The organism is Paenibacillus sp. FSL H7-0714, from assembly GCF_038003765.1.
Lineage (GTDB): Bacteria > Bacillota > Bacilli > Paenibacillales > Paenibacillaceae > Paenibacillus_AQ.
In genome coordinates this window covers 6,857,427-6,878,569 of record NZ_JBBOPT010000001.1, presented here as the reverse complement: position 1 = coordinate 6,878,569, position 21,143 = coordinate 6,857,427, and the positions used below count along the sequence as shown (strand labels likewise).

Annotated in this window: 14 protein-coding genes; 13 read left to right on the top strand and 1 reads right to left on the bottom strand. The window is 43.0% G+C overall.

Going from position 1 to position 21,143, the window contains the following annotated elements; genetic code table 11:
• Positions 1-23: 23 nt before the first annotated feature.
• The 12 genes from NST34_RS30935 (at position 24) to NST34_RS30880 (ending at position 17,269) form a co-directional block, all read left to right on the top strand.
• A complete protein-coding gene (locus NST34_RS30935; RefSeq protein WP_341129419.1) occupies positions 24-2,072 on the top strand; it encodes a catalase in 2,049 nt (682 codons plus the stop codon).
• Between the two features lie 173 nt (positions 2,073-2,245).
• Positions 2,246-3,385 carry a glycosyl hydrolase family 8 gene (locus NST34_RS30930; RefSeq protein WP_341059202.1) on the top strand — a complete coding sequence of 380 codons (1,140 nt, stop codon included), beginning with the start codon at positions 2,246-2,248 and terminating at the stop codon, positions 3,383-3,385.
• A gap of 31 nt (positions 3,386-3,416) precedes the next feature.
• Positions 3,417-4,967, top strand: coding sequence for a glycan biosynthesis hexose transferase WsfD (gene wsfD / locus NST34_RS30925; protein WP_341129418.1), 1,551 nt, complete (start codon positions 3,417-3,419; stop codon positions 4,965-4,967).
• Positions 4,964-6,520, top strand: a complete 1,557-nt coding sequence (locus NST34_RS30920) for a hypothetical protein (protein WP_341129417.1) — start codon at positions 4,964-4,966, stop codon at positions 6,518-6,520. Before wsfD ends, NST34_RS30920 begins: the two co-directional genes overlap by 4 nt.
• A gap of 28 nt (positions 6,521-6,548) precedes the next feature.
• Positions 6,549-7,799, top strand: coding sequence for a glycosyltransferase family 2 protein (locus tag NST34_RS30915; protein WP_076297999.1), 1,251 nt, complete (start codon positions 6,549-6,551; stop codon positions 7,797-7,799).
• 52 nt (positions 7,800-7,851) lie between these two features.
• The gene (locus NST34_RS30910) at positions 7,852-9,948 is read left to right on the top strand and encodes a cellulose biosynthesis cyclic di-GMP-binding regulatory protein BcsB (protein WP_081382674.1); all 2,097 of its coding nucleotides are present in this window, start codon (positions 7,852-7,854) and stop codon (positions 9,946-9,948) included.
• Complete coding sequence (locus tag NST34_RS30905) at positions 9,938-10,792, top strand: diguanylate cyclase domain-containing protein (RefSeq protein ID WP_042192759.1); 855 nt, start codon at positions 9,938-9,940, stop codon at positions 10,790-10,792. The genes NST34_RS30910 and NST34_RS30905 overlap by 11 nt, the downstream gene beginning before the upstream one ends.
• A gap of 207 nt (positions 10,793-10,999) precedes the next feature.
• On the top strand, positions 11,000-11,248 hold the full coding sequence (locus NST34_RS30900) for a type B 50S ribosomal protein L31 (RefSeq protein ID WP_042131530.1): 249 nt from the start codon (positions 11,000-11,002) through the stop codon (positions 11,246-11,248).
• 132 nt (positions 11,249-11,380) lie between these two features.
• Entirely contained in the window at positions 11,381-11,902 is a 522-nt protein-coding gene (locus tag NST34_RS30895) for a YcxB family protein (protein ID WP_076284927.1), read from the top strand.
• Between the two features lie 100 nt (positions 11,903-12,002).
• Complete coding sequence (locus NST34_RS30890) at positions 12,003-13,577, top strand: sensor domain-containing diguanylate cyclase (protein WP_341129416.1); 1,575 nt, start codon at positions 12,003-12,005, stop codon at positions 13,575-13,577.
• A gap of 18 nt (positions 13,578-13,595) precedes the next feature.
• Positions 13,596-14,303 (top strand): DNA alkylation repair protein, encoded by a 708-nt coding sequence (locus NST34_RS30885; RefSeq protein WP_081382694.1) that lies wholly within the window; start codon positions 13,596-13,598, stop codon positions 14,301-14,303.
• Positions 14,304-14,548: 245 nt separating this feature from the next.
• A complete protein-coding gene (locus tag NST34_RS30880) occupies positions 14,549-17,269 on the top strand; it encodes a CHASE3 domain-containing protein (protein WP_341129415.1) in 2,721 nt (906 codons plus the stop codon).
• Positions 17,270-17,369: 100 nt separating this feature from the next.
• Here the strand turns inward: NST34_RS30880 and NST34_RS30875 are convergent, their stop codons facing one another.
• The gene (locus NST34_RS30875; protein ID WP_076284923.1) at positions 17,370-18,410 is read right to left on the bottom strand and encodes a copper amine oxidase N-terminal domain-containing protein; all 1,041 of its coding nucleotides are present in this window, start codon (positions 18,408-18,410) and stop codon (positions 17,370-17,372) included.
• A gap of 157 nt (positions 18,411-18,567) precedes the next feature.
• On the opposite strand from NST34_RS30875, the gene NST34_RS30870 reads away from it, so the two are divergent.
• The gene (locus NST34_RS30870; protein WP_076297994.1) at positions 18,568-21,135 is read left to right on the top strand and encodes a DUF2339 domain-containing protein; all 2,568 of its coding nucleotides are present in this window, start codon (positions 18,568-18,570) and stop codon (positions 21,133-21,135) included.
• The last annotated feature ends 8 nt before the right edge of the window (positions 21,136-21,143 follow it).

Below are 21,143 nucleotides of genomic sequence, written 5' to 3'. Positions count from 1 at the left end.
ACCTTTGGAAGGAGCCATTGTTAATGAGTGAACATCAAAAAGTGAACGGAAACAGCAAGAATGAGCAACTGGAACAGTTTCGCAGTAAGGATGAAGGTCACACCTTAACAACGAACCAGGGTTTAAAAGTATCAGAGGACGAGTTCTCCTTAAAAGCGGGTGATCGGGGCCCAACCTTACTGGAGGACTTTCATTTCCGGGAAAAAATGACGCATTTCGATCATGAGCGAATCCCTGAACGAATCGTGCATGCACGTGGATTTGCTGCTCACGGTGAGTTTGAAGTATATAAATCACTGAAAGAATATACAAAGGCGAAATTCCTTCAAGATCCCTCCGTGAAGACACCGGTGTTTGTCCGATTCTCGACGGTAGCCGGATCACGGGGATCAGCCGAGACGGTGCGGGATGCCCGCGGATTCTCTACCAAATTCTATACAGAGGAAGGGAATTACGATTTAGTCGGAAATAATATGCCCGTCTTTTTTATCCAGGATGCAATCAAGTTCCCAGATTTAGTACATGCGCTTAAGCCTGAGCCGCACAATGAAATGCCTCAGGCCGCATCGGCTCACGATACCTTTTGGGATTTCATAGCCAATAACCAAGAATCGGCCCATATGGCAATGTGGCTGATGTCGGACCGTGCTATTCCACGTAGCTTCAGAATGATGGAAGGGTTTGGGGTGCATACTTTCAGGTTGATTAATGAGCAAGGAAAAGCCCATTTTGTTAAATTCCACTGGAAACCGGTGCTCGGTGTACACTCTTTGGTGTGGGACGAAGCTCAGAAAATATCAGGTGCGGACCCTGACTTTCATCGCCGTGATTTATGGGAATCGATTGAAGCCGGCAACTTTCCGGAATACGAGTTGGGCATTCAGCTTCTAAGTGAAGAAGATGAATTTAAGTTTGATTTTGACGTGCTGGATCCTACAAAGCTATGGCCAGAGGAAGATGTACCTGTACAGATTGTTGGGAAAATGACCTTGAACCGCAACGTGGATAATGTCTTCGCCGAAACGGAGCAGGTAGCTTTCCACCCTGGACATGTGGTTCCAGGCATCGATTTCACCAATGATCCACTGCTTCAGGGCAGATTGTTCTCTTATACGGATACTCAGCTAATTCGGCTTGGCGGTCCTAACTTCCATGAGTTGCCGATCAATAGACCGGTATGTCCTTTCCACAACAATCAGCGTGACGGGTATGGACGGCAGACGATTAATCAGGGTTCAGTGAGCTATCATAATAATTCGCTTGCTAACAATACGCCTGCACCTGCAACAGAGGCTGAAGGTGGTTATGCACATTATCAGGAGAAGGTTGAGGGCCGTAAGGTGCGTAGCCGGAGCAAAAGCTTTGAAGACCATTTTTCACAAGCCAAGCTGTTCTGGAACAGCATGAGTGCTCCAGAAAAAACGCATATTATTGAAGCCTATTCATTCGAGCTCGGGAAGGTAAAGAGTAAGTCTGTCCGGCAGCAGGTTGTAGATATGCTCGCGAACGTTACGTTAGAGCTTGCTGTGCCTGTAGCAGAAGCTATTGGGGCGACGCCACCGAAAACGGGCGGTTCCGAGGTGGCTCAAATCTCCCCGGCACTAAGTCAGGCAAATACGAAGAAGCACCCAAACACACGTAAAATAGGTGTGATTATAGGCGACAGATTTGATGAAGACTTGGTGATGCCTGTTCTGGATACGCTTATGAGAGCCGGGATCCAGCCGGAAATAATCAGTGATAAGCTTGGATTTATTAAAGGCTCGAAGGGGACAGAGCTTGAAGTCATTCATACCTTATCCACGACAGATTCGGTGCTCTTTGATGCAATTTATGCAGCTGGTGGAAATTCGGAACATAAGAAATTCCATAAAGATACAGCGCAATTCCTGAACCAAGCCTATTCTCACTTTAAGCCCATCGCGGTGACTACTGAAAATGCTAAACTACTTGAAACGGCCGAGCATAGAAGCAGTCCGGGTGTAATCATTGGAGATGGCGGAGAGGTGTTCGCTGCCAGCCTTGTCGCGGCAATTACTGCCCATCGTTTTTGGGAACGTATGAATGAATAAATAACTGATACAGAGGGGATATCCCGCTCGCCAAAGGCGTAAGGATATCTCTTTTTTGTCTAAGGATAGATACATAACGCTCACAGTTTGATTTAACATTTTGTTGTATATTACCGTTATAGATAATACTAGGCAGTAAGCAGAATAGGAGAATATTAAAAGGAGGTGATCACTTGAGGAAAATAATTATTGCTGCACTAGCGATATTTGCAGGCATTATAGGGTTAACGGCATGCGAAAAAACGGCAGTACCGAATCCGTCCAATAGTGTTCATACTAATTCTCCAGCTCCAGTAGATTCGGAAAATGATACTAAGGTAATCCAGACGCAGGAAGTAACTAACTTAGAACAGTTTATTACCTCGAAACTCACAGGTGAGTACGGTGTATATACTAATTTTATTGAAACAGATCAGTCGGCGGAAGCGGCGAGTGGACACGAAGTTCTGAGTGAATCGGCATCTCTCCGGATGCTGGCAGCTGTGCGTAGCGGCCAACAAGAGAGATTTACAGAGCAATGGCAACTAGCTAAGCAAACCTTTGATATCAACAGCGGTTTCAGCTACCGTTACAGTCCTAAACAGCAGAAGCTATACCCCTTGAATGCTGCCGTTGATGATTTGCGTATGATTCAAGCTCTTTATGAGGCAGGGGAGAAGTTCGGCGATAAACGTTATACAGCTGAAGCGGATAAATATGGCGAAAGATTTTATGATTATAATGTAAAAGACGGAAAACTTTATGATTTCTACGATATGGAATATTCTTCAACAAACACATTCGTCACTTTGTGTTATATTAATTTGGGCACTTTGCGAAAAATGTCGTTTCCTAGCCAATTTAGTAAGAAACTGACGAATGATTTGAACGTAATATTGGAAAACGGATATTTATCGGATGAATTCCCCTTTTATGAGACACGGTTTAATTATGAGACCGGAAAATATAGTTCGGAAAACATCAATACAGTAGAGTCGCTTTTATCCATTCTAGCCTTAGCTGAAGTGGGCCAGCAGAAAGCCACCAGCATTGATTTTATCAAGCAACAGGTCGAAGCTGGAACGTTATATGGGCAATATTCGAGAGAAGGTAAGCCGCTGAACGATATCCGCTCCACAGCCATTTATGCCATTACGGCTATGATCGGCGCAGAAATCGGCGATGAATCTCTCCACCATAAAAGCATTGAAAGAATGAACGAGTTCAGAGTAACAGATGTGGATAGCCCACTGTACGGAGGATTCGGTGATGTCGCTAGCGGCCAAGCGTATTCTTTTGACAACCTGATGGCATTACTGGCCTATGTCTATTAACTTAAACTTATTGTATTGAAGGTGAACCTGCATGATGGACAACACGGTGAAAACGCCTCTAAGGCAGGGGATATCACTTGCTAATTTATCGGTTTCTCCTGCATTTCTTGCTGCATTTGGAGTGCTGCTTATTACCATCATCGCGCTGTTCACAGCTCCGTATGTCGGAGTGGCGGATAACGGTGACTTTTTCCGTAGCATTTATAGTAATGGACTCTATTTCAATCTGCCGGATTATGATAGTCAGTACTTTGGTTATTTTGTGAAGCAATATGGGATCTTTCAATATTTTAATGAGAATGGTGCAATGTTATTTTCCTCTCAGTCCTTATTTATCAAGCTGGCTATAGGACTTAACAAGTTGTTCTTCAGTAGTGAGGTATTCGACATCCGCTTTCAAGCGGCGATTTATACGATTCTATATGTAATCGCAATTTACTTATTAATAGAGGCTATTACATGGAAGATGTCCCGAAAACAGGGATTCATCATTGCAGGTATTGCTATTTTTATATTCGGAGATACCGGGTATACGGCTTATTTTAACTCCTTTTACGGCGAAAGCGTTGTGATGATCACGATGATCTTCATGTTCGCTTCATGGCTGATGTTATATCGAAAAAGATTCAATGACTACGCCATGCTGGCCTTGTTCGTAATTAGCACGCTGATCCTGACTACTTCTAAGCAGCAGAATGCGCCAGTGGGTATGATCATTGCTGTTCTGGCATGTTCACTGCTTTGGATTCGTAGAGACAAGATATTTCGGATACTAACAATGGCGTCTCTTGCTCTGATGCTGTTCGCAGGTGTGTTCACGTATTTGAATATCTCAAATGAGTTCGTAAACATTAACCAGTTCCATGCCATGACCCGAGGGGTGCTGAAGGAATCACCTGATCCAGAAGCCGCTTTAAAAGCGTTAGGGATGGACGAGCAATTCGCCATTCTGAAGAACAGCATTCACTATGAGAAATACGTGACCATAGACGTGAATTCACCACTTCTCGAGGAGAATTTCTACAGTCGTTATGGATTTGTATCCATCCTTAAATATTATTTAACGAACCCTGACCAGCTTAATTCGATTCTTAATGTAGCTGCTCAAAGTGCATTCTCGATTAAGCCTGCGGCTATGGGGAATTTCGAGCATTCTGTTGGTAAGGAGTTTCGAGCACAGAGTCACTTTTTCACCGGATACAGCCAACTGAAACAAACGCTGGCCCCGCGAACATTCGGGTTCATCTTCCTCTGGATGGTGCTTGTCATCGGTCTCTATATGCCTTCCTTTGTAAAAGCGATCAAGTCCCGTGATTTCAGAGGTATGCAGCGAATGGTATTGATTGTCGCTTCGATTGGCATTGGGCTTTCAGGTATTTTTGTATCGATTATCGGGGCAGGCGATGCCGATATTTCCAAGCATGAGTTCTTATTTACATTATCCTTTGATTTAGTCACTTTTCTGACCCTATCCAGTGTGATTGGGCGTAGAGTTTCTAAAAACAGCAATCGGGTTAAGCAGGTTAGCAAGAGCACCCTTTCTAGCCCGTATACAAAGCCTCAAAAGGATGTGAGTGTGTGAGCATCAGAGGAGTTTTAAACGGTATATTGCTACTGACGTTGACCCTAACAGCCCTTCTGATTCCCGTCACACCTGTCCAATCTGCTGCTTCGCCACAGCAGGTCCTACTACTCTATGACAGCCTCGCTAAGGGGACAACGAAGGAAGGCAACGTGACTGAACTCCAGCGACTGCTGGCGGCCTATTCCATGAAGGTCACACTTAGAAGTCTGGATCAATATGAACAAGGGATGCTGAATCATTACTCTAAAGTGATTATGGTCCGTAATGCAGCGGATATTTTGATTACTAATAAATTTTATGTAGAGGATTGGGAGCATTATCAGGGACAGTATTTGCACATCGGGTACAGTCCTCCAGCCTCGCTGACAAAGAAACTTCAGTTAACCACAGATGTCATGTATGACGCGAATCCAGATCTCCAGATCGGACAGTTCTCGGGAATTTCACTTCAGGTACAGGATATGCTCTATATAGCCGGAAGTCAGGGAACCCAGTCCCTTGGAAAGCTGATCTTCCAGGATGATAGCCTGCAAGCACCTTATGCTGTGAGTAAAGAGGATGCTGCTTATGTTCCGTATTTTGAACAAGGGAATGTCAGTGCACTGGCGATGGGGTATGTTCTGAAGGATTGGCTTCATATCAACGCAACGCCTAAAGTGTATCTTGCGATCAAAGAGATCTATCCCTTCTCTGATCTGGGACTGCTGACAGAGACTGCGGAGCGGCTGTATCAAGTGGGGATTCCTTTTCTCGCAAGTGTGCGGCCAGTGTTCAGCAATACCGATTATCCGGCAATGCAGCGTTATATGGTAGCTATCAAAAGAGTGCAATCGAATAATGGCAGCATTCTGGTCAATGCCCCTATTGCGATGCATTCAACGAGTACTAGTAATATGGATCATTCACTTCAGGTGAAGATGAACGCGTTCATTAATCTGCTGGTGCAAAACAAGATTGGGCCGCTTGGAATCGGAGCACAAATGCACTGGGCGTATGACAAGGAATACTCGGAGGCGGGGATGGGGTTTTTCGATTCTGTGATACTGTATCCGGATGAAAATGTTGATTATATGGAGCAGAGCGACACCTCCAAGTCCTTTCCATTCTCTTTATATAGTGTGCCGATTGATTTTTTGCAGGATCTGCAAACATCCAATAATGTGATGCCAGAACTGCCGATGGACACGGTAATCACTGTGGATATGCCTAAGGATAAGGAAGAACTTGAGGAAATGCTGAAGATGCTGGAACAATACTGGGTTTCTTTTGCGGATTATAAACAAGAGAGGCATGAGGTTGTTACAGACGTCAATACGATCACTTCATCAGAAGGAGTGATTTCTATTAATGGACAACCCCTGAGTCTGAATTATACGCCAGAAACAGTGAATAGCGATTATCGGTATACAGAAGAGCAGAAGAAGAGCTTTACGACGCTTTTTAATATACAGAATCAGTTCTTTATAGTTGCGATAATGATTTCTCTGTTGCTATTCGGCGGATTAATGATCATCGGATACCGATTGTATAGGAAAAAGTATTTGAAATGAGACAACTAATCGTGATTTGGAGGATCCTATGACGATTTCAGACATACTGATGGTAATTGCAGTGATCTGTATCTGGTCTCTATTGCTGGTGAATGTGACCCTCATTATCGCAGGCTATTTATATTACATTAAATCTGAAAATGAGGACATACCAGAGATAGAGGGCGAATATCCCTTGGTTTCAATTATGGTTCCTGCTCACAATGAGGGGGTAGTAATCTGTAAGACGGTGGAGTCTCTGCTAGCGCTTGATTATCCGGAAGATCGATATGAGATTATTGTGATTAATGATAATTCCTCTGATAACAGTGCTGAACTGCTGGCCGGTATCCAAAACCGAAATCCGGGGCGGCAGCTGATCGTCATTAATACGGATGCGATTACTGGTGGCAAAGGGAAATCGAATGCGCTGAATATAGGCTTTACCCATTGCAAAGGGCAGTTAATTGCGATTTATGATGCAGACAACACTCCTGAAAAAACGGCTTTACGTTATCTGGTCGCTGAGATCATGAATGATTCTAGCCTAGGCGCAGTAATCGGTAAGTTTAGAACCCGTAACCGTAACGCAAGCCTACTTACCCGGTTTATTAATATTGAGACGTTGTCCTTTCAATGGATGGCGCAAGCGGGACGCTGGAAGCTGTTCAAGTTATGTACCATTCCCGGCACTAATTTTATTATGCGCAGGTCTATCGTAGAAAGTATCGGTGGCTGGGATGTTAAAGCGATAGCCGAAGATACAGAAATCAGCTTCAGAATATATATGATGGGTTATCGGATCAAGTTCCAGCCGAAATCGGTCACATGGGAGCAAGAGCCACAGACTTTAAAAGTCTGGTTCAAGCAGCGAACGCGCTGGGCTAAGGGCAACATTTATGTCATTGTCAAAAATATCCCCCTGCTGTTCGATAAATCCGCCGCAAAAGTCCGATTCGATATTCTTTATTTTTTAGCGATTTACTTCTTATTGTTGATTTCGTTAATTACCTCCGATGTGCTGCTCATTCTGCATGCTTTGGGCTATGTACATACTACTATTGCTGGGCTTAGCAATTTTCTCTGGCTGCTCGCCATCATACTGTTCGTTGTAGGTACTTTCATAACGTTGACGACAGAGAAGGGCGAGATGAGCTTGTCCAATTTATGGATCGTAATGTTAATGTACATCTCTTATTGTCAGCTGTGGATGGTTGTCGCGGCTTACGGATTATATCTTTACGCCAAAGATCTCATCTTCAAAAGAGAAGCAAAGTGGTATAAGACTGAACGCTATTAATAATGAACAAAGAAGTAATATGAGAAATATGTGATCACAGGAGAAACAGAACATGATGATGAAGAAACAAATGGTTATACTGTTAACCTGCCTCTCTCTTTTTCTAATTCAATTGAATGTTGCAGCCGCCGAGGCTCCGCCTCAGGATACTAGATTAACCTACACAACGTCTTTCACAGGAACAGATACTGCGTTAAAGGGTTCGAGTGCTCAGCAGCAATATTTTGAGGTCATGGATTATTGGAATGTGGATGAGATCAGAATTAACCTGCACTTTCAAATTTCGCAAATTACCAAGGAGCAGATTTCTAGCGTTACCTTAACGCTAAATGGCAGCCCATTCTATACATTTAGACCCTCTCTAAAAGATAATGGCGAACAACAGCTGGTCCTTCAGGCACCTAAAGGGTTTCTAAAAAAAGGAACCAATACGCTTGGAATTCAGGGCTATTTGCAGTCGAACTATACAGATGAACAATCTTGTTCTGTCGATTATGATTTTGATAATTGGCTGCATCTGTTTAATACATCCAGTATTAGCGTGATGTATACGCCGAAGCCCTTGACTGGAGGGATTAGTGACTTTAGCGAGCGCTTCTCTGGCGTTGATACCTTAACGAAGAATCATAGTGTGCTGACCGTACCGGATAAAAGCACAGGGGCAGAATTGGAGTCGGCTACTTATGCGCTCTCCGGGCTTGTGAAGGGAAATACATTGGACAATAGAACGATTCCAATGCTTCCCTACCGGTCAGATGCGGTGAAGAATAAAGCTGCGGTTGTACTGGTAGCTATGTATGACCGAGTACCAAGTGGGCTAAAGGCTCAGCTAAGCACCTCTGAAGATTTAAGTACACATGCACTGCTGCAGTTAGTGAATAAGGATACTCAGCCCACACTTGTCATAACCTCGAAGGATGAGAACTTACTGATTAAAGCAGGTCGTTTTGTTGCGAATGAAGAGTTATTGGGTCAAATCAGCAGTGATTTAAAGGTGGTCGATGATGCTACAGAAGTATCTGCACCCCCCCTTTCGATTAGCTCCAATATTACGCTTACAGAAACGGGTGATAAACTCACTGGGGCACGTCATCAGGAGCAGACATACTTTGTTGCACTGCCCTCTAACCGCTCGATTGCAGATTCAGGCAGAATCAGATTGGATTTCCGTTATGCACAGAATTTAGATTTTGACCGTTCATTAGTGACTGTCAGCATCAACAACACACCCATTGGCAGCAAGAAGCTGACCAAAGAGCTGGCGAATGGCGATAAGCTGGATCTTCCAGTTCCCCAAAGCTTGAATATCTCTGGTAATTTCACGGTAACTGTAGCCTTTGATTTGGAGCTGAAGGGAGCCGAATGTACTTTAGATAAGGAACAAATGCCATGGGCGTATATCAGTAAAGATTCTGTAATGCGTCTTAATACTAAGGATCGTACGGATCTTTTGTTTAATAACTATCCGTATCCGTTTATACGTGACGGGCTTTACAATCAAGTAGCAGTTGTTTTGCCGCAAGAAATGGATGATTACTCATATTTGAGTTTAGCTAATGTATTTAATCTACTGGGAAAATACGCTAGCGGAAATATAGGTAACATTCAGTTCTACACGGATAACATTAGCGCTGATCATTTGAAGAATAATAATGTTATCGCCATAGGTACGTATAAGAATAATAAGATCATCCGTGATCATAATGATAAGCTCTACTTTCAATATAACGGGAACGGAACAGCGATTCGCTCCAATGAGAAGATGAGTATTGAAGATCATTACGGATCTCAAATTGGAACACTGCAGCTGATTGAATCACCATTTGAGGCGGGACGGGGATTGCTTGCTGTTACGGGAGCCCACTCTGAAGAGTACTATTTGGCGTCGAAGTTGATCGCAACAGAGCGGGACAAATGGAAGGTGTTTGGCGATGGGGTAATCGTTGATAAGGACGGTAATGTCAATGCGCACCGTTTCAAGATCATTACTGGAGCAGCAGAGGATTCCGTGGTTAAAAAAATAGCGGAACGAACGGACGTGCTGAGTTTCATTATCGTAATTGTGCTGGTGCTGACACTGGTGATTCTATCGCTGATCCTGCTGCTTCGTAAACATATGAAGAAACGTGGTGATAAGCGTGAGACGTAATCGCAGCGGTTTAGTTTCAGATATCGCTCTCTTATCGTTCCTGGTGCTTCTTTTTATTTGTATTGTCTTCATTTCAGGGGCACCCGATGATTATATCCAGAATATTATCATTTTAAATGTGGCTTTTATTCTGGCGATTGTTACGTATTTTACAACGGTGACTGCAGGGTTGGTCTTGAACCTGGTGTTTATATTTGCTTACGGCTTCTACACGATGTATCAGACGATATCTTTGGGAGAGACAATTGGACTGAATACTTACTTCTGGCTAATTATGACCCCATTGTTAACAGTGGTACTGTGGATATTTACACTAAGCAATCGTGAGCTGCAGGCTGAGAATCAGCGTTTGGAGAATAAGACTGCCAATATGGCCATCATCGACGAGAACACAGATTTGCGTAATAGTATTTCTTTTCAGAAGGATGCCGCTTTATTTACAGGCATTTCTACTCGATATCAGATTCCACTCACACTGCTTGTAGTGAAAGTGAAATACTGGAATGAGATTAGACGTATTATTCCCGAAGATAAGCTGGCTGAGGCCATTCACGACGTATCTCAGCTCAGTCAGGCCAGCATTCGTACCAATGATGCACTGTATCTGCTGGACAAAGATGACGCAACATGGGGCCTTCTGCTGTTCACCGACAACGATGGAGCAAAAATCGTGATCGAGCGGATTAAATTGAAGCTTCAAGAGCTTAATGACACTGAATTTGTCAAAAAGTATAAAGTTAGCCTCGGTCTCAAAATAGGTGCTGTAGAATATCAATCCAGCACTATTGAGAACCCGTTAGATTTTATTGTTCAGGCTAAAAAACAACTGGAGTATGATGTATAAGTCAGTTAAACGTAAGGGAATATAAGGAATATCGGATAGTAGTTGACTTTACATGTCGATTTCACGTATGATGGAGTGGTGGTCTAAATCGTAAGATTTACGAATTTTCCTACGTTTATTAGGTTATACTTATAGATAAACCTACAGATCATTTGGTTAATTTACCATAAAGGCTCCACTAATTTGTTCAGAAGGAGGACGATCAGAATGAGAGAAGGCATACATCCAAAGTACAACAAGGTTATTTTCATGGATGCAAGCGTAGGCTTCAAATTCTTGAGTGCATCTACAAAATCATCCAATGAAACAATGGAATGGGAAGATGGTAACACTTATCCTGTTATCCGCGTGGACGCAAGTTCCGCATCCCACCCATTTTACACTGGTAAACAAAGAGATACAGAACAAGGCGGCCGTGTTGACAAGTTCAAACAACGTCTTGCACAAAAGAAATAAGAATCCTTACGGATTAAAAAGGGACAACCCATTTAGAAGCGATCGCTTCAGGGATGTCCCTTTTTTGTGTTCAGGCATGTTAGAATGAAATGGAATTGATAAATTTCGATAGTGGCAGGGGAGCGATCAGTAGTGGAAAATGAAATAAAAGTAGATACCGTCCTTAAGAGTGAGGACGTTCAGGAGTTTAACCTATGGTTCAGCTTGAACAGCCGAATTATACTTAGCTCTTTCAGTGTGGTTGCTTATTTTGTGATTTTGCTGTTAATTACTAAGGATTACAGTACTAAAAATATTTCAATCCTTGCTGTGACTGCTGTGATTCTTGCCGCTGTTTTATGGTATATGACCAAATCAAGTTTGACCAAAAAATCTAAAAAAGCCTTCGCAACAGACAGTTTAGCCCAGCAGCCTCAGAGCTATTCCGTATCAGATGAGGGTATAAAGTACGTATCTGAGGCAGGTTCCGGGCAAGTAAAATGGGAAGAGATACATAAAATAGGTGAAACGATGAACCTGTTCGTGTTTTTTGTGTCTTCTAATCGAGCGCTGATTATCCCTAAACGCTACTTTCAGTCGGTACAAGATAAAGATGCATTTAAGGACTTGGCCAGAAAGTATATGTTCTCCCATCGAGTAAAGTTCAAATCGTAAGATGTACAGATGTAGAGATGTGCTGGTATTTGTTGATTCATTTGTAGGATTGATTAGGATATAATGATAGGAGCGACTTGAAAAATAGGAGAAATATGGCATGCCGTGGATTCAAGGATATCCGTATTACTTATTAATGGGCAGTGTTCTAAGCTTTTACATGGGCATCAGCTCCTATCGACATCGAAAGTCGGCAGGAAGACGCTATTTATGGATCTTAATGCTGCTGGTCAGCCTCATATTTATTGCGACGGCGGGAGAGATCATGTCATCCTCTTTTCAGGCTAAGCTGTGGTGGAAGAATATGCAGCAGGCTCCGCTTTTTTTAAGTGCGTTATTTACTTATGCTGTCGTTAAAGAATATGTGTCTCCTTCCGCGGAACGCCTACCTGTAAAACTTGCTATTTTCTCGATTCCAATTGCTTTGGACGTACTGCTTATTTTTACGGATACCTATCATCATCTAATGCGTAGTGAAGTGGGCATGGCCACTGTTGCGGGTGTTAGTGGAATTACTGTAAAGCCTACGCTTCTTAGCATGGCTTTTATTGCTTATGATCAGCTATTTGGTCTATATGCGGTCTGCTTGCTAGCTGTTTCCTTAATGAATAGACCGAGAGCTTTTTTGCGACGTGCGTTCTTACTATTTGTCGGGTTACTGGTTCCGGTCGTTTCTGTTTTTTTACTTCCCTTGTTGAAGATCACGCTTACAGGCTTTACGGCCTTCACTTATCTACCCGCAATTATAGCGGCTTATTTGTGTTTATTCATTGACTCCAAATCTACGATCTATCCTTTAACTAAAATTAAAATCCTGGAGCATATGAAAGACGGCGTAGTTTTGACAGACCGGAATGATAATATTATTGGTATAAATGAGGCTGCAACCTCCATTTTGTTTGAGATTACCGGGATATCGAATGAGACCTGGATGGGGAAAAATATTGATCTTTTTATGAGGCATCACAAGGACATTGGCGCTCATTATAGTCAAAGGACCGAAGGACAGTTTGAGATTGTATGTACTGGAATAAGAGAGGTTTGTTATGGGGTTTCCTTGATAGCGACTGAACATCAGGCAACAGAGAACAAGGGGATGCTAATTGTTTTTAGTGACCATAGTGAAAAGAAGCGGTATGAACGTGAATTGGTCTATCAAGCAACGATAGATGATTTGACGGGACTTTATAATCGCAGGCACTTTATGCAAATGGTGCAAAATCAAACGATTCCGGACGGGCTAGGACTGGCGCTGTTGTTATTTGATATCGATGATTTTAAGTTAATTAATGATACCTATGGTCATTTAGCAGGAGATCAGGCATTAGTTGATTTCTCGAATAAAATACTTCAGGTGTACCAAAACAAAGGCATTGCCGGAAGAGTCGGGGGCGAGGAGTTTGCTGTATGCTTTTTTGCTGAGGATAAACGTGCAGCCTTGATGGAAGCAGAGGATTTTCGCACTACGATGAGTGATTATAAAATAATTTTGAACGAACACGATAGCATTCAGCTTACCGCTAGCATCGGAATTTCTTTTACAGAGCGCAGAGAGGTGACTTTCGAAGATTTGTATCGGGAAGCGGATGAAGCGTTATATCGTTCCAAGAATTCGGGCAAGAATAGAGTAACGCTGGGTCGTGAGCTCATTTTAAGAGAAGCGATGAAGGGATAAAGAGGTGTTCTAATGAATCTGACAATTAATGAAGTGATGAGTAAGCTTGAGGAAATGGGTACAGAGCAGACGAAGCGTACCTTCATACGACATGGTGCTAAGGAGCCTTTATTTGGAGTAAGGATAGGGGACATGAAGAAGCTGGTAAAGGATATCAAGAAAGACCAAGGTCTAGCTCGCGCTTTGTATCAGACGGGGAATTATGATGCGATGTATTTGGCAGGGCTTACAGTTGACCCCAAGACGCTTACGAAGGAAGAGCTTCAAAGCTGGGTAGTGGCAGCTTACTGCTCTGGAATAGCGGAATATACGGTAGCGTCTGTCGCTGCAGAGAGCCCTTACGCACTAGAACTTGCAAGAGAATGGATTTCTTCATCGGATGAAATGGTGGCCACCTGTGGCTGGAGTACTTATGGGAATTACATTTCAGTTACGCCGGATGATCTGCTAGACATCGCTGAGATCAGAAAGCTACTACAGCAAATACAATCTACCATTCATCAGGAACGGAATCGAGTTCGTTACACGATGAATATGTTTGTAATTATCGCCGCCAGCAGCGTAACCGAACTGCATGATGAGGCAACGCAGATTGCTGCAAGCATTGGAAAGGTCCAGGTACAAATGGGACAAACTGCATGTAAAGTACCGCTGGCAGTAGATTATATTGCTAAGGTTGAACAGGCTGGAAAGCTTGGTGTGAAGAAGAAGACTTGTATTTGTTAATATACCCCGTGTAGTATCGCCTTCAAGTAGTCACTCCATGTCCCCTCATATTCTATTGAGGAGCGAGTGAACTTGGAGGTTTTTTATGGCAAATAAAGAGTGTTTCAACGGTATCCAAAAGTGTTTAATTTACAAGCAGTAAAAATTCTCATAGATGTCTACATAGGGTATTGGAGCAGGAGAAAAAGCTATTAATATAAGGATTTAGGCAAAGAGCTAGTTAGATGACAGGACGGAGGCACTTTGTGAAAAAACATCGATTTACTTTGCAGTATAAAATACTATCCGTTACAGTTTTGATCGTGATCTGTCTATTAGGATTTGTTATGATCATGCATGATAGAATTAATACGCTACAGCGGGAAACCAGCTTTATTTCCCATCAGGACCGAGAGATAACTAGTTTGGCAAACAAGATCGAGAAGAACATTCTTGATATGGAAACAGGACAGAGAGGTTATATTATCACCGGCGATGGAAAATATCTGGAGCCCTATAATTTGGGAAAAGCACAATGGAAGGCAAGCTATGATAAGCTCTCCGTGCTGAATGCTAATGATTCCTTGCAACTTCAGCGTCTGGTGGACATCGAAAATAGTATCCAGCATTGGATCGAGCAATCCGGGGATTATGTAATAGAGTTGAAAAAAGAGGGACAGGAAGCCGAAATCTTACGATATTTCAATTCGGATGATGGCAAGGACCAAATGGACCGGATTCGTAGTCAGTTCAGTACTTACCGCGAGACGATGAATGAGAACACTAATACTCTGATAGCCGAACAGGCAGATCGAAACAAATTGCTGCTAGATTTCCTTTATATTGCTTGGGCAATTATTGCTATTACCTCTGTGGTCGCCTCGTGGATCATTTCACATGCTATCGTTAGTACGATTCGTAAGGTTACCCATACGATTGCTGGTTTAGATTCTTCTGTAGATATGAAGACAAGAGTGGAGATTACCACGAATGATGAAATCAGCGATCTCAGCGTCGCTACGAATCATCTGATAGATACGCAACAAGAGCGGATATGGATTCAGGATCATGCTAACGATTTACTGTCAAGATATCCGGGCATCACACATGTCTCACAACTGGGAGACATCTTTTTAAGTAAAACGGCAGAAGTTATTGATTATCCATACAGTGCCTTATATATACGGACACAAGAACATGATCAGGACTTGTTTAATAGAACCTCCACGTTTGGTGGGAGTAGCAACATTACAGATCATCGGATATTTCATATCGGAGAAGGTTTGGTTGGTCAATGTGCTAAAGAGGCGCGCTTGATGCATATACAGGATCTTCCGGAGCATTATATCAATATTCAGTCTGGGCTGGGCGTTTTTGCGCCGAAAACCCTTTTATTACTTCCAGTTTCTTTTTCAGGTGAAGTAGTTGCTGTGGTGGAAATTGCGACCTTCTCTCCGCTTACGGAGCGGCAGATTGAATTCTTGGATTCTATTTCAGATGCGTTCGGCGCTGCAATTAACAGTACGATCAGCAGTATGAGAATTGAGCAGCTTCTGGAACAATCCCAGCGTTTAAACGAAGAACTTCAGGTGTATACCGAAGAACTACAAACTCAATCTGAGGAGCTGCAAATCCAGACAGAGTCGCTACATGCAACGAATAGAAAGCTGGAGGAGAAGAATCTCTTAGCCGAACGAAAGTCATTTGAGGCTGAACAAGCTCAAATCGAGCTTGCTCAATCTGCGGAGTTATTGCGGCAAAGCTCTCAATATAAATCGGAGTTCTTGGCCAATATGTCTCATGAACTCCGAACCCCGCTTAACGGCATATTGTTACTCTCCGAATTTCTCATGGAGAATCAGTCGGGAGCTTTAAGCGAGGAGGATATTGAATTCTCACAAGCTATACATTCTTCTGGACAAGATCTGCTTAGGCTGATTAACGATATTTTGGATTTGTCCAAGGTTGAAGCAGGGAAGCTGAATATTGAAATTGAAGCAATAAATCTAACGGAGATCCCGGAGGCTATGCTTCAGAGCTTCAATCAGCTTTCTCGAAAAAAAGAGATTCCTTTCCATATACAAATCGGGGAGGACTTACCTCCATTATTTTATTCGGATGCTCAAAGGGTACGGCAAATTATTATAAATCTGCTGTCCAATGCGTTTAAGTTTACAGCTAAAGGCTCAATAACGCTTGAAATACGCTTAGCGACTAAAGACGAGTTAGTGAAATTAGGAAATTTGGAAACAGGGTTATTTATTGCTTTCGCCATCAAAGATACTGGAATTGGGATCCCCTATGAGAAGCAGTCCATTATTTTCGAAGCTTTTCAACAGGCGGATGGAAATACAGAACGTCAATATGGTGGAACTGGGCTTGGGTTATCCATATCCAGAGAACTCGCAACACTGCTCGGCGGTAGAATTACAGTGGAGAGTCAAGAAGGAATGGGTAGTGTCTTTACGGTGTATTTGCCATTGAAGCTTCAGGACCCTAGCCTTGAAGAAACCACTGAGAAAGTAGTAGCTCTTAATCATGAGGAAGAAGGTTCGGTTGCTCTTGCCGCTGCAACCAGTGAGAATATTAGTAGCGATTTCACCTCGCTAAATCATAAGCATGTTCTAATTGTGGATGATGATGAGCGGAATCTGTTCGCGCTGTCTAACATGTTAAGGAAGCGTGGACTGCAAGTGACTACAGCTGCGGATGGAGAGAGAGGCATACATGCGCTGGAGCAATCTGCATCCATAGACATCGTTCTTATGGATATCATGATGCCGGTAATGAACGGCTATGAGGCTATCAATCGAATCAGAGAAATACCAACAAAGAAGGAAATTCCAATTATAGCGCTGACTGCGAAAGCGCTGAAGGAAGATAAGGCGAAAATCTTACAAGCGGGAGCAACAGATTATCTCAGCAAGCCCATTAACTTAGACCGTTTATTAGCTTTGATGCAATTGCTCTTAACTAGTGATTCATAGAGTGCTAGATTCTAGAAAAATCAAACAAGCGCGCGCCAATACTTCATTGGCGCGCGCTTGTTTAGTTTGTGCGATATGTCTATTAATAACGTTATGCTTCTTATTGTTGAACGGAATCTACTACGACTTTAGCAGCTGTGCCGATTGGTGGCAGGCTCTTAGTCAGCATAGGGCTGTAGAATCCTATAACTTTTGCGCCTTTTACAAGCTCGCTGCTGTTTACAGCTTTGCCATCGGTATTAATTAGCGCGGTATCTTTGCTAATGCGAAGTACTACTTCTTGTTGTGACTGTTCGTTCAGGCCGCTGCCTTTAACGGTGATGCTGATGTTTCCTTCATCGTCTTTTTGAACTTCTTCAATGGTACCTGCAGTACCCAAAAGATCATTTTGTTTCTGCTCATCTAGAACAGTGATCTTGTAAGTTGGAGTTTGCGGTGGCAGGCTCATGGTCATGATCATGGAATGCTCTGCTTTTACGGTCATACCGATATGAAGATCTTTTAGAGCAAGTTTAGTACCGTCTGCCATTTCGATAGTCGTATCTTCACCTACATTCAGTACGATGCCATCTGTGCCTACACCCTGGATCTGAACGGATTGGTATTTGCCCTCATTATTGACAGCTGTAATCACGCCAGTCTTGGTCATATGCTCTTCCTGATTAGCAGCAGTGATCACGATGGAATCTCCCTTCACTGTCATGTTGTGGTGGATGATTTCACTTACAAAGGAAGCTGGAACGTACAAAATGGAGTCAACCAATTGTGGTGCAGTTCCAAGCGTAGTATTCATTTTATTAATGCTATAGCGATCTTCTCCGGCTTTCACTGTAGTGAACACAGCACCATTGATAAGATCAACGGATTTAGTTTGTCCATTCCAAGTCAATTCAAAGCCAAGTGCTTCAGTAACCGAACGAAGTGGCACCATAGGCTCTTTGCCATTTGTAGTTTGGAAGCCTGTTTCTTTCAGAGCGGAACCGTTGATTTCAATCGCAAATGTTTTTTGGTTAGCGCTAACGGTAGTTTGAGCAGCATCATTTTTGGCAGAAGTTGTTGTTGGTGCGGCATAGGCTGCTCCTGTTGATAGTGCTAGGGACAAAGTTAAAAGAACTGTACTTGTTTTTAAAATGTTGTTCATAGTTGTGAGCTCCTTTTAATTTCATTTGTTAGTGTTGTTATTATCTAGACGGGACATCCCTCAAATATGTTGCAGTTTTTTGCATAAAAAAGAGTAAGAGATCCTTCCGTTTGTAGTAAAATGGAAATATTAACAATCGCTCACATTAGGAGGCGCTATGGAGTCATTCAAAGATCGACTTAGATTCATGAAGGTCCAGCAGGACGGGCTTATTAAGGAATATGAAGCTCTGATCGCGGAATATGAAAGTCACGATCTGGTCAACGAGAATGAACACTTAAAGAAGCAATATGAGAAACATAAGCTTGCTTTAGTGGAGTTAAAGACTCAGGTAGGGAAGCTTCAAGAAGAGAATACAGAGCTAAAAGTTACGCTAACGGAACAAATTTTAGATGAGAAGCTTGGCATTCTTAGTCTGTCGAGACAGAAGCTGCAGACTTATTTTGCCTCTAAAAGCCTTGCCCATACGGACCGGCTGACGGCTTTTGAGATGGACACAAAGCGTCATATTCAGCAGCTGTACCAAACAGCCGCGAGGCAGCTCGGTGAGGATAAAGCGGAGTTATCCAGTCGACTTGGAGCGTTGTCGGCGGAGTTAAATGAGCGTGTACTAGCGCAGCGACAAAGACTGAGGGAATCCGAAATTGCTCTGAACTCCAGAATGGATAACGGATTACATGATTTTGCCTCAGAAGAGATCAGTGAAGAAGTATTGGAACGTCGAAGAAAACAAAATCAGATCGAAATGAAAATTGGACTAGGCTGGATTAACAAGCTTGGGATCTTGTTGCTGATCTTGGCCGTGGGAGCAGCATTCAGATACTCCTATTCCAATTGGTTCACCGGTTATATGAAGGGAGGCGCCTTTTTCCTACTGGGTTTACTGATGTTAGGGGGCGGGGAGTGGCTATACCGCAAAGGAAAAGGGACGTTCGCTTTAGGGCTACTTGGCGGCGGGATTTCAGTGCTGTACGGCTCTATTTTCTATAGCTATTTTTTACTGGATATTATCAGTATTTATGTAGGGCTGTCCTTATCCGTGCTCGTCACATTGACTGCGGTGCTCCTGTCTTTAAGGTATGAATCACGAAGTATTTGTGCGTTGGGTTTAATCGGAGGGTACCTGCCGCTATATTCTTATCTTGGGGCTTTCGGGCTTTCAGGCAACGCAGTTTATGTGGCAATGGGCTACTTATTTCTTCTGAATTTATTCATTCTACTAATTTCCTTCCGCAAACGCTGGAACGTGGTCAATTACATCAGCTACTTATTTAATACACCCTCCATGCTGATATTAATAGCGTTATCGGATAGCAACGGAATGAATATGATTTATGCGATGCTGACTTTTGCGATGTACTTGGGCATTACGTTATGGTACCCGTTCAAGTATCGCTCCAAGTTGTCTTGGTGGGATTTCTCTCTACTGGGATGCAACACGTTTATTAGCTGTCTTACCTTGTATCTTCTATTTCTGGATGCAGGGCTCAAGGATTACAATGGTGCGCTGGCGCTGCTCTTCTGTCTGCTGTATCTAGGGCTTGGACGAGGGCTTGAAAAGCTGATGCCACAAGAAAAAGAAAGCATGTTGCTGTTCTACGCTACTTCGCTGACCTTTGGTATTCTGATGATTCCGTTCCAATTCGGAGCGGCTTGGTGGTCCATTGGCTGGTTGGTTGAAGGCGTTGTGCTTACCTTGTTTGGTAATCTGAATCGGTTTAAAGGGATGGAAAGGGCAGGCTGGGGTATTTTAACGCTTTGCCTTGCGGTGTTCTTCGGATTAAATGTACCAATGCAGCTCAGTATAGCCAATGAATGGTTGAATTCCGCAGACGTCTATTTTCCGCTAAAATATGTCTTCATTACTGCAGGCATGCTGATCATTGCCGTATGGTACGCCGTTCAGCATAATCGAAAGGATGTCCTACAGCGCAGTGAGCCTTACGAAATCACCTTAGCCCTGTGGTTTAAATACGCGGCATTATTGAATTTCTGGATCTATGGTTTGTATGAATCGAGAAGACTGTATCGTCTGGCTGTACCGGAGGATTTCTCGCATAGAACCTTCTATAATTTGCTGCTGTCCGCTCTGTTAACTATTGTTCTGGCCTATGTATTGCCAAAGGTGAAGGTGCTTTATGACACGATTGTTAAGTATTTTGTGAGACTTCTCTTTGGGATCGGCTACGCTATTTGTTTGGTGATTACAGTAGGCTTGCCAAGCCTGCAGAATGATCTTTCACGTAATACTGGTGCTGATTATATCGCGCTGAGTGTACTTATCATCTTCAATATCTTCGTGTGGTTTAGTGGACGTGATCTGCTGATCACCTTGCTTAAACGTGAGTATAAAAGTATGGAAATCTATCCTGTCTTCATGGGAGTGTATCTACTCGGAATCATCACCGCTTTTCTAGGGGTACAGCTGCAATTAAGCGATGCGGGATTAATATTTAGTCTTGTGTATCTGTTGATAGCAGTTCTGTTCATCATGTACGGCTTCCGCAAAAGATATGTGTATATCCGGCGCTTCGGCCTTGGATTAACGCTTCTGGCGACAGGTAAGCTGCTGCTATACGATCTTGGACTACTGAATACCGGAAGTAAAATTATCGCTTATGCCAGCTTTGGGATTTGCCTGCTCGGGATCTCCTATCTCTATCAAAAGGTGTCAAACAAAATGGAGGAGGGGCAGGCAGCGACGGAGAATGTGACTAAGGGGTAATTTACAAT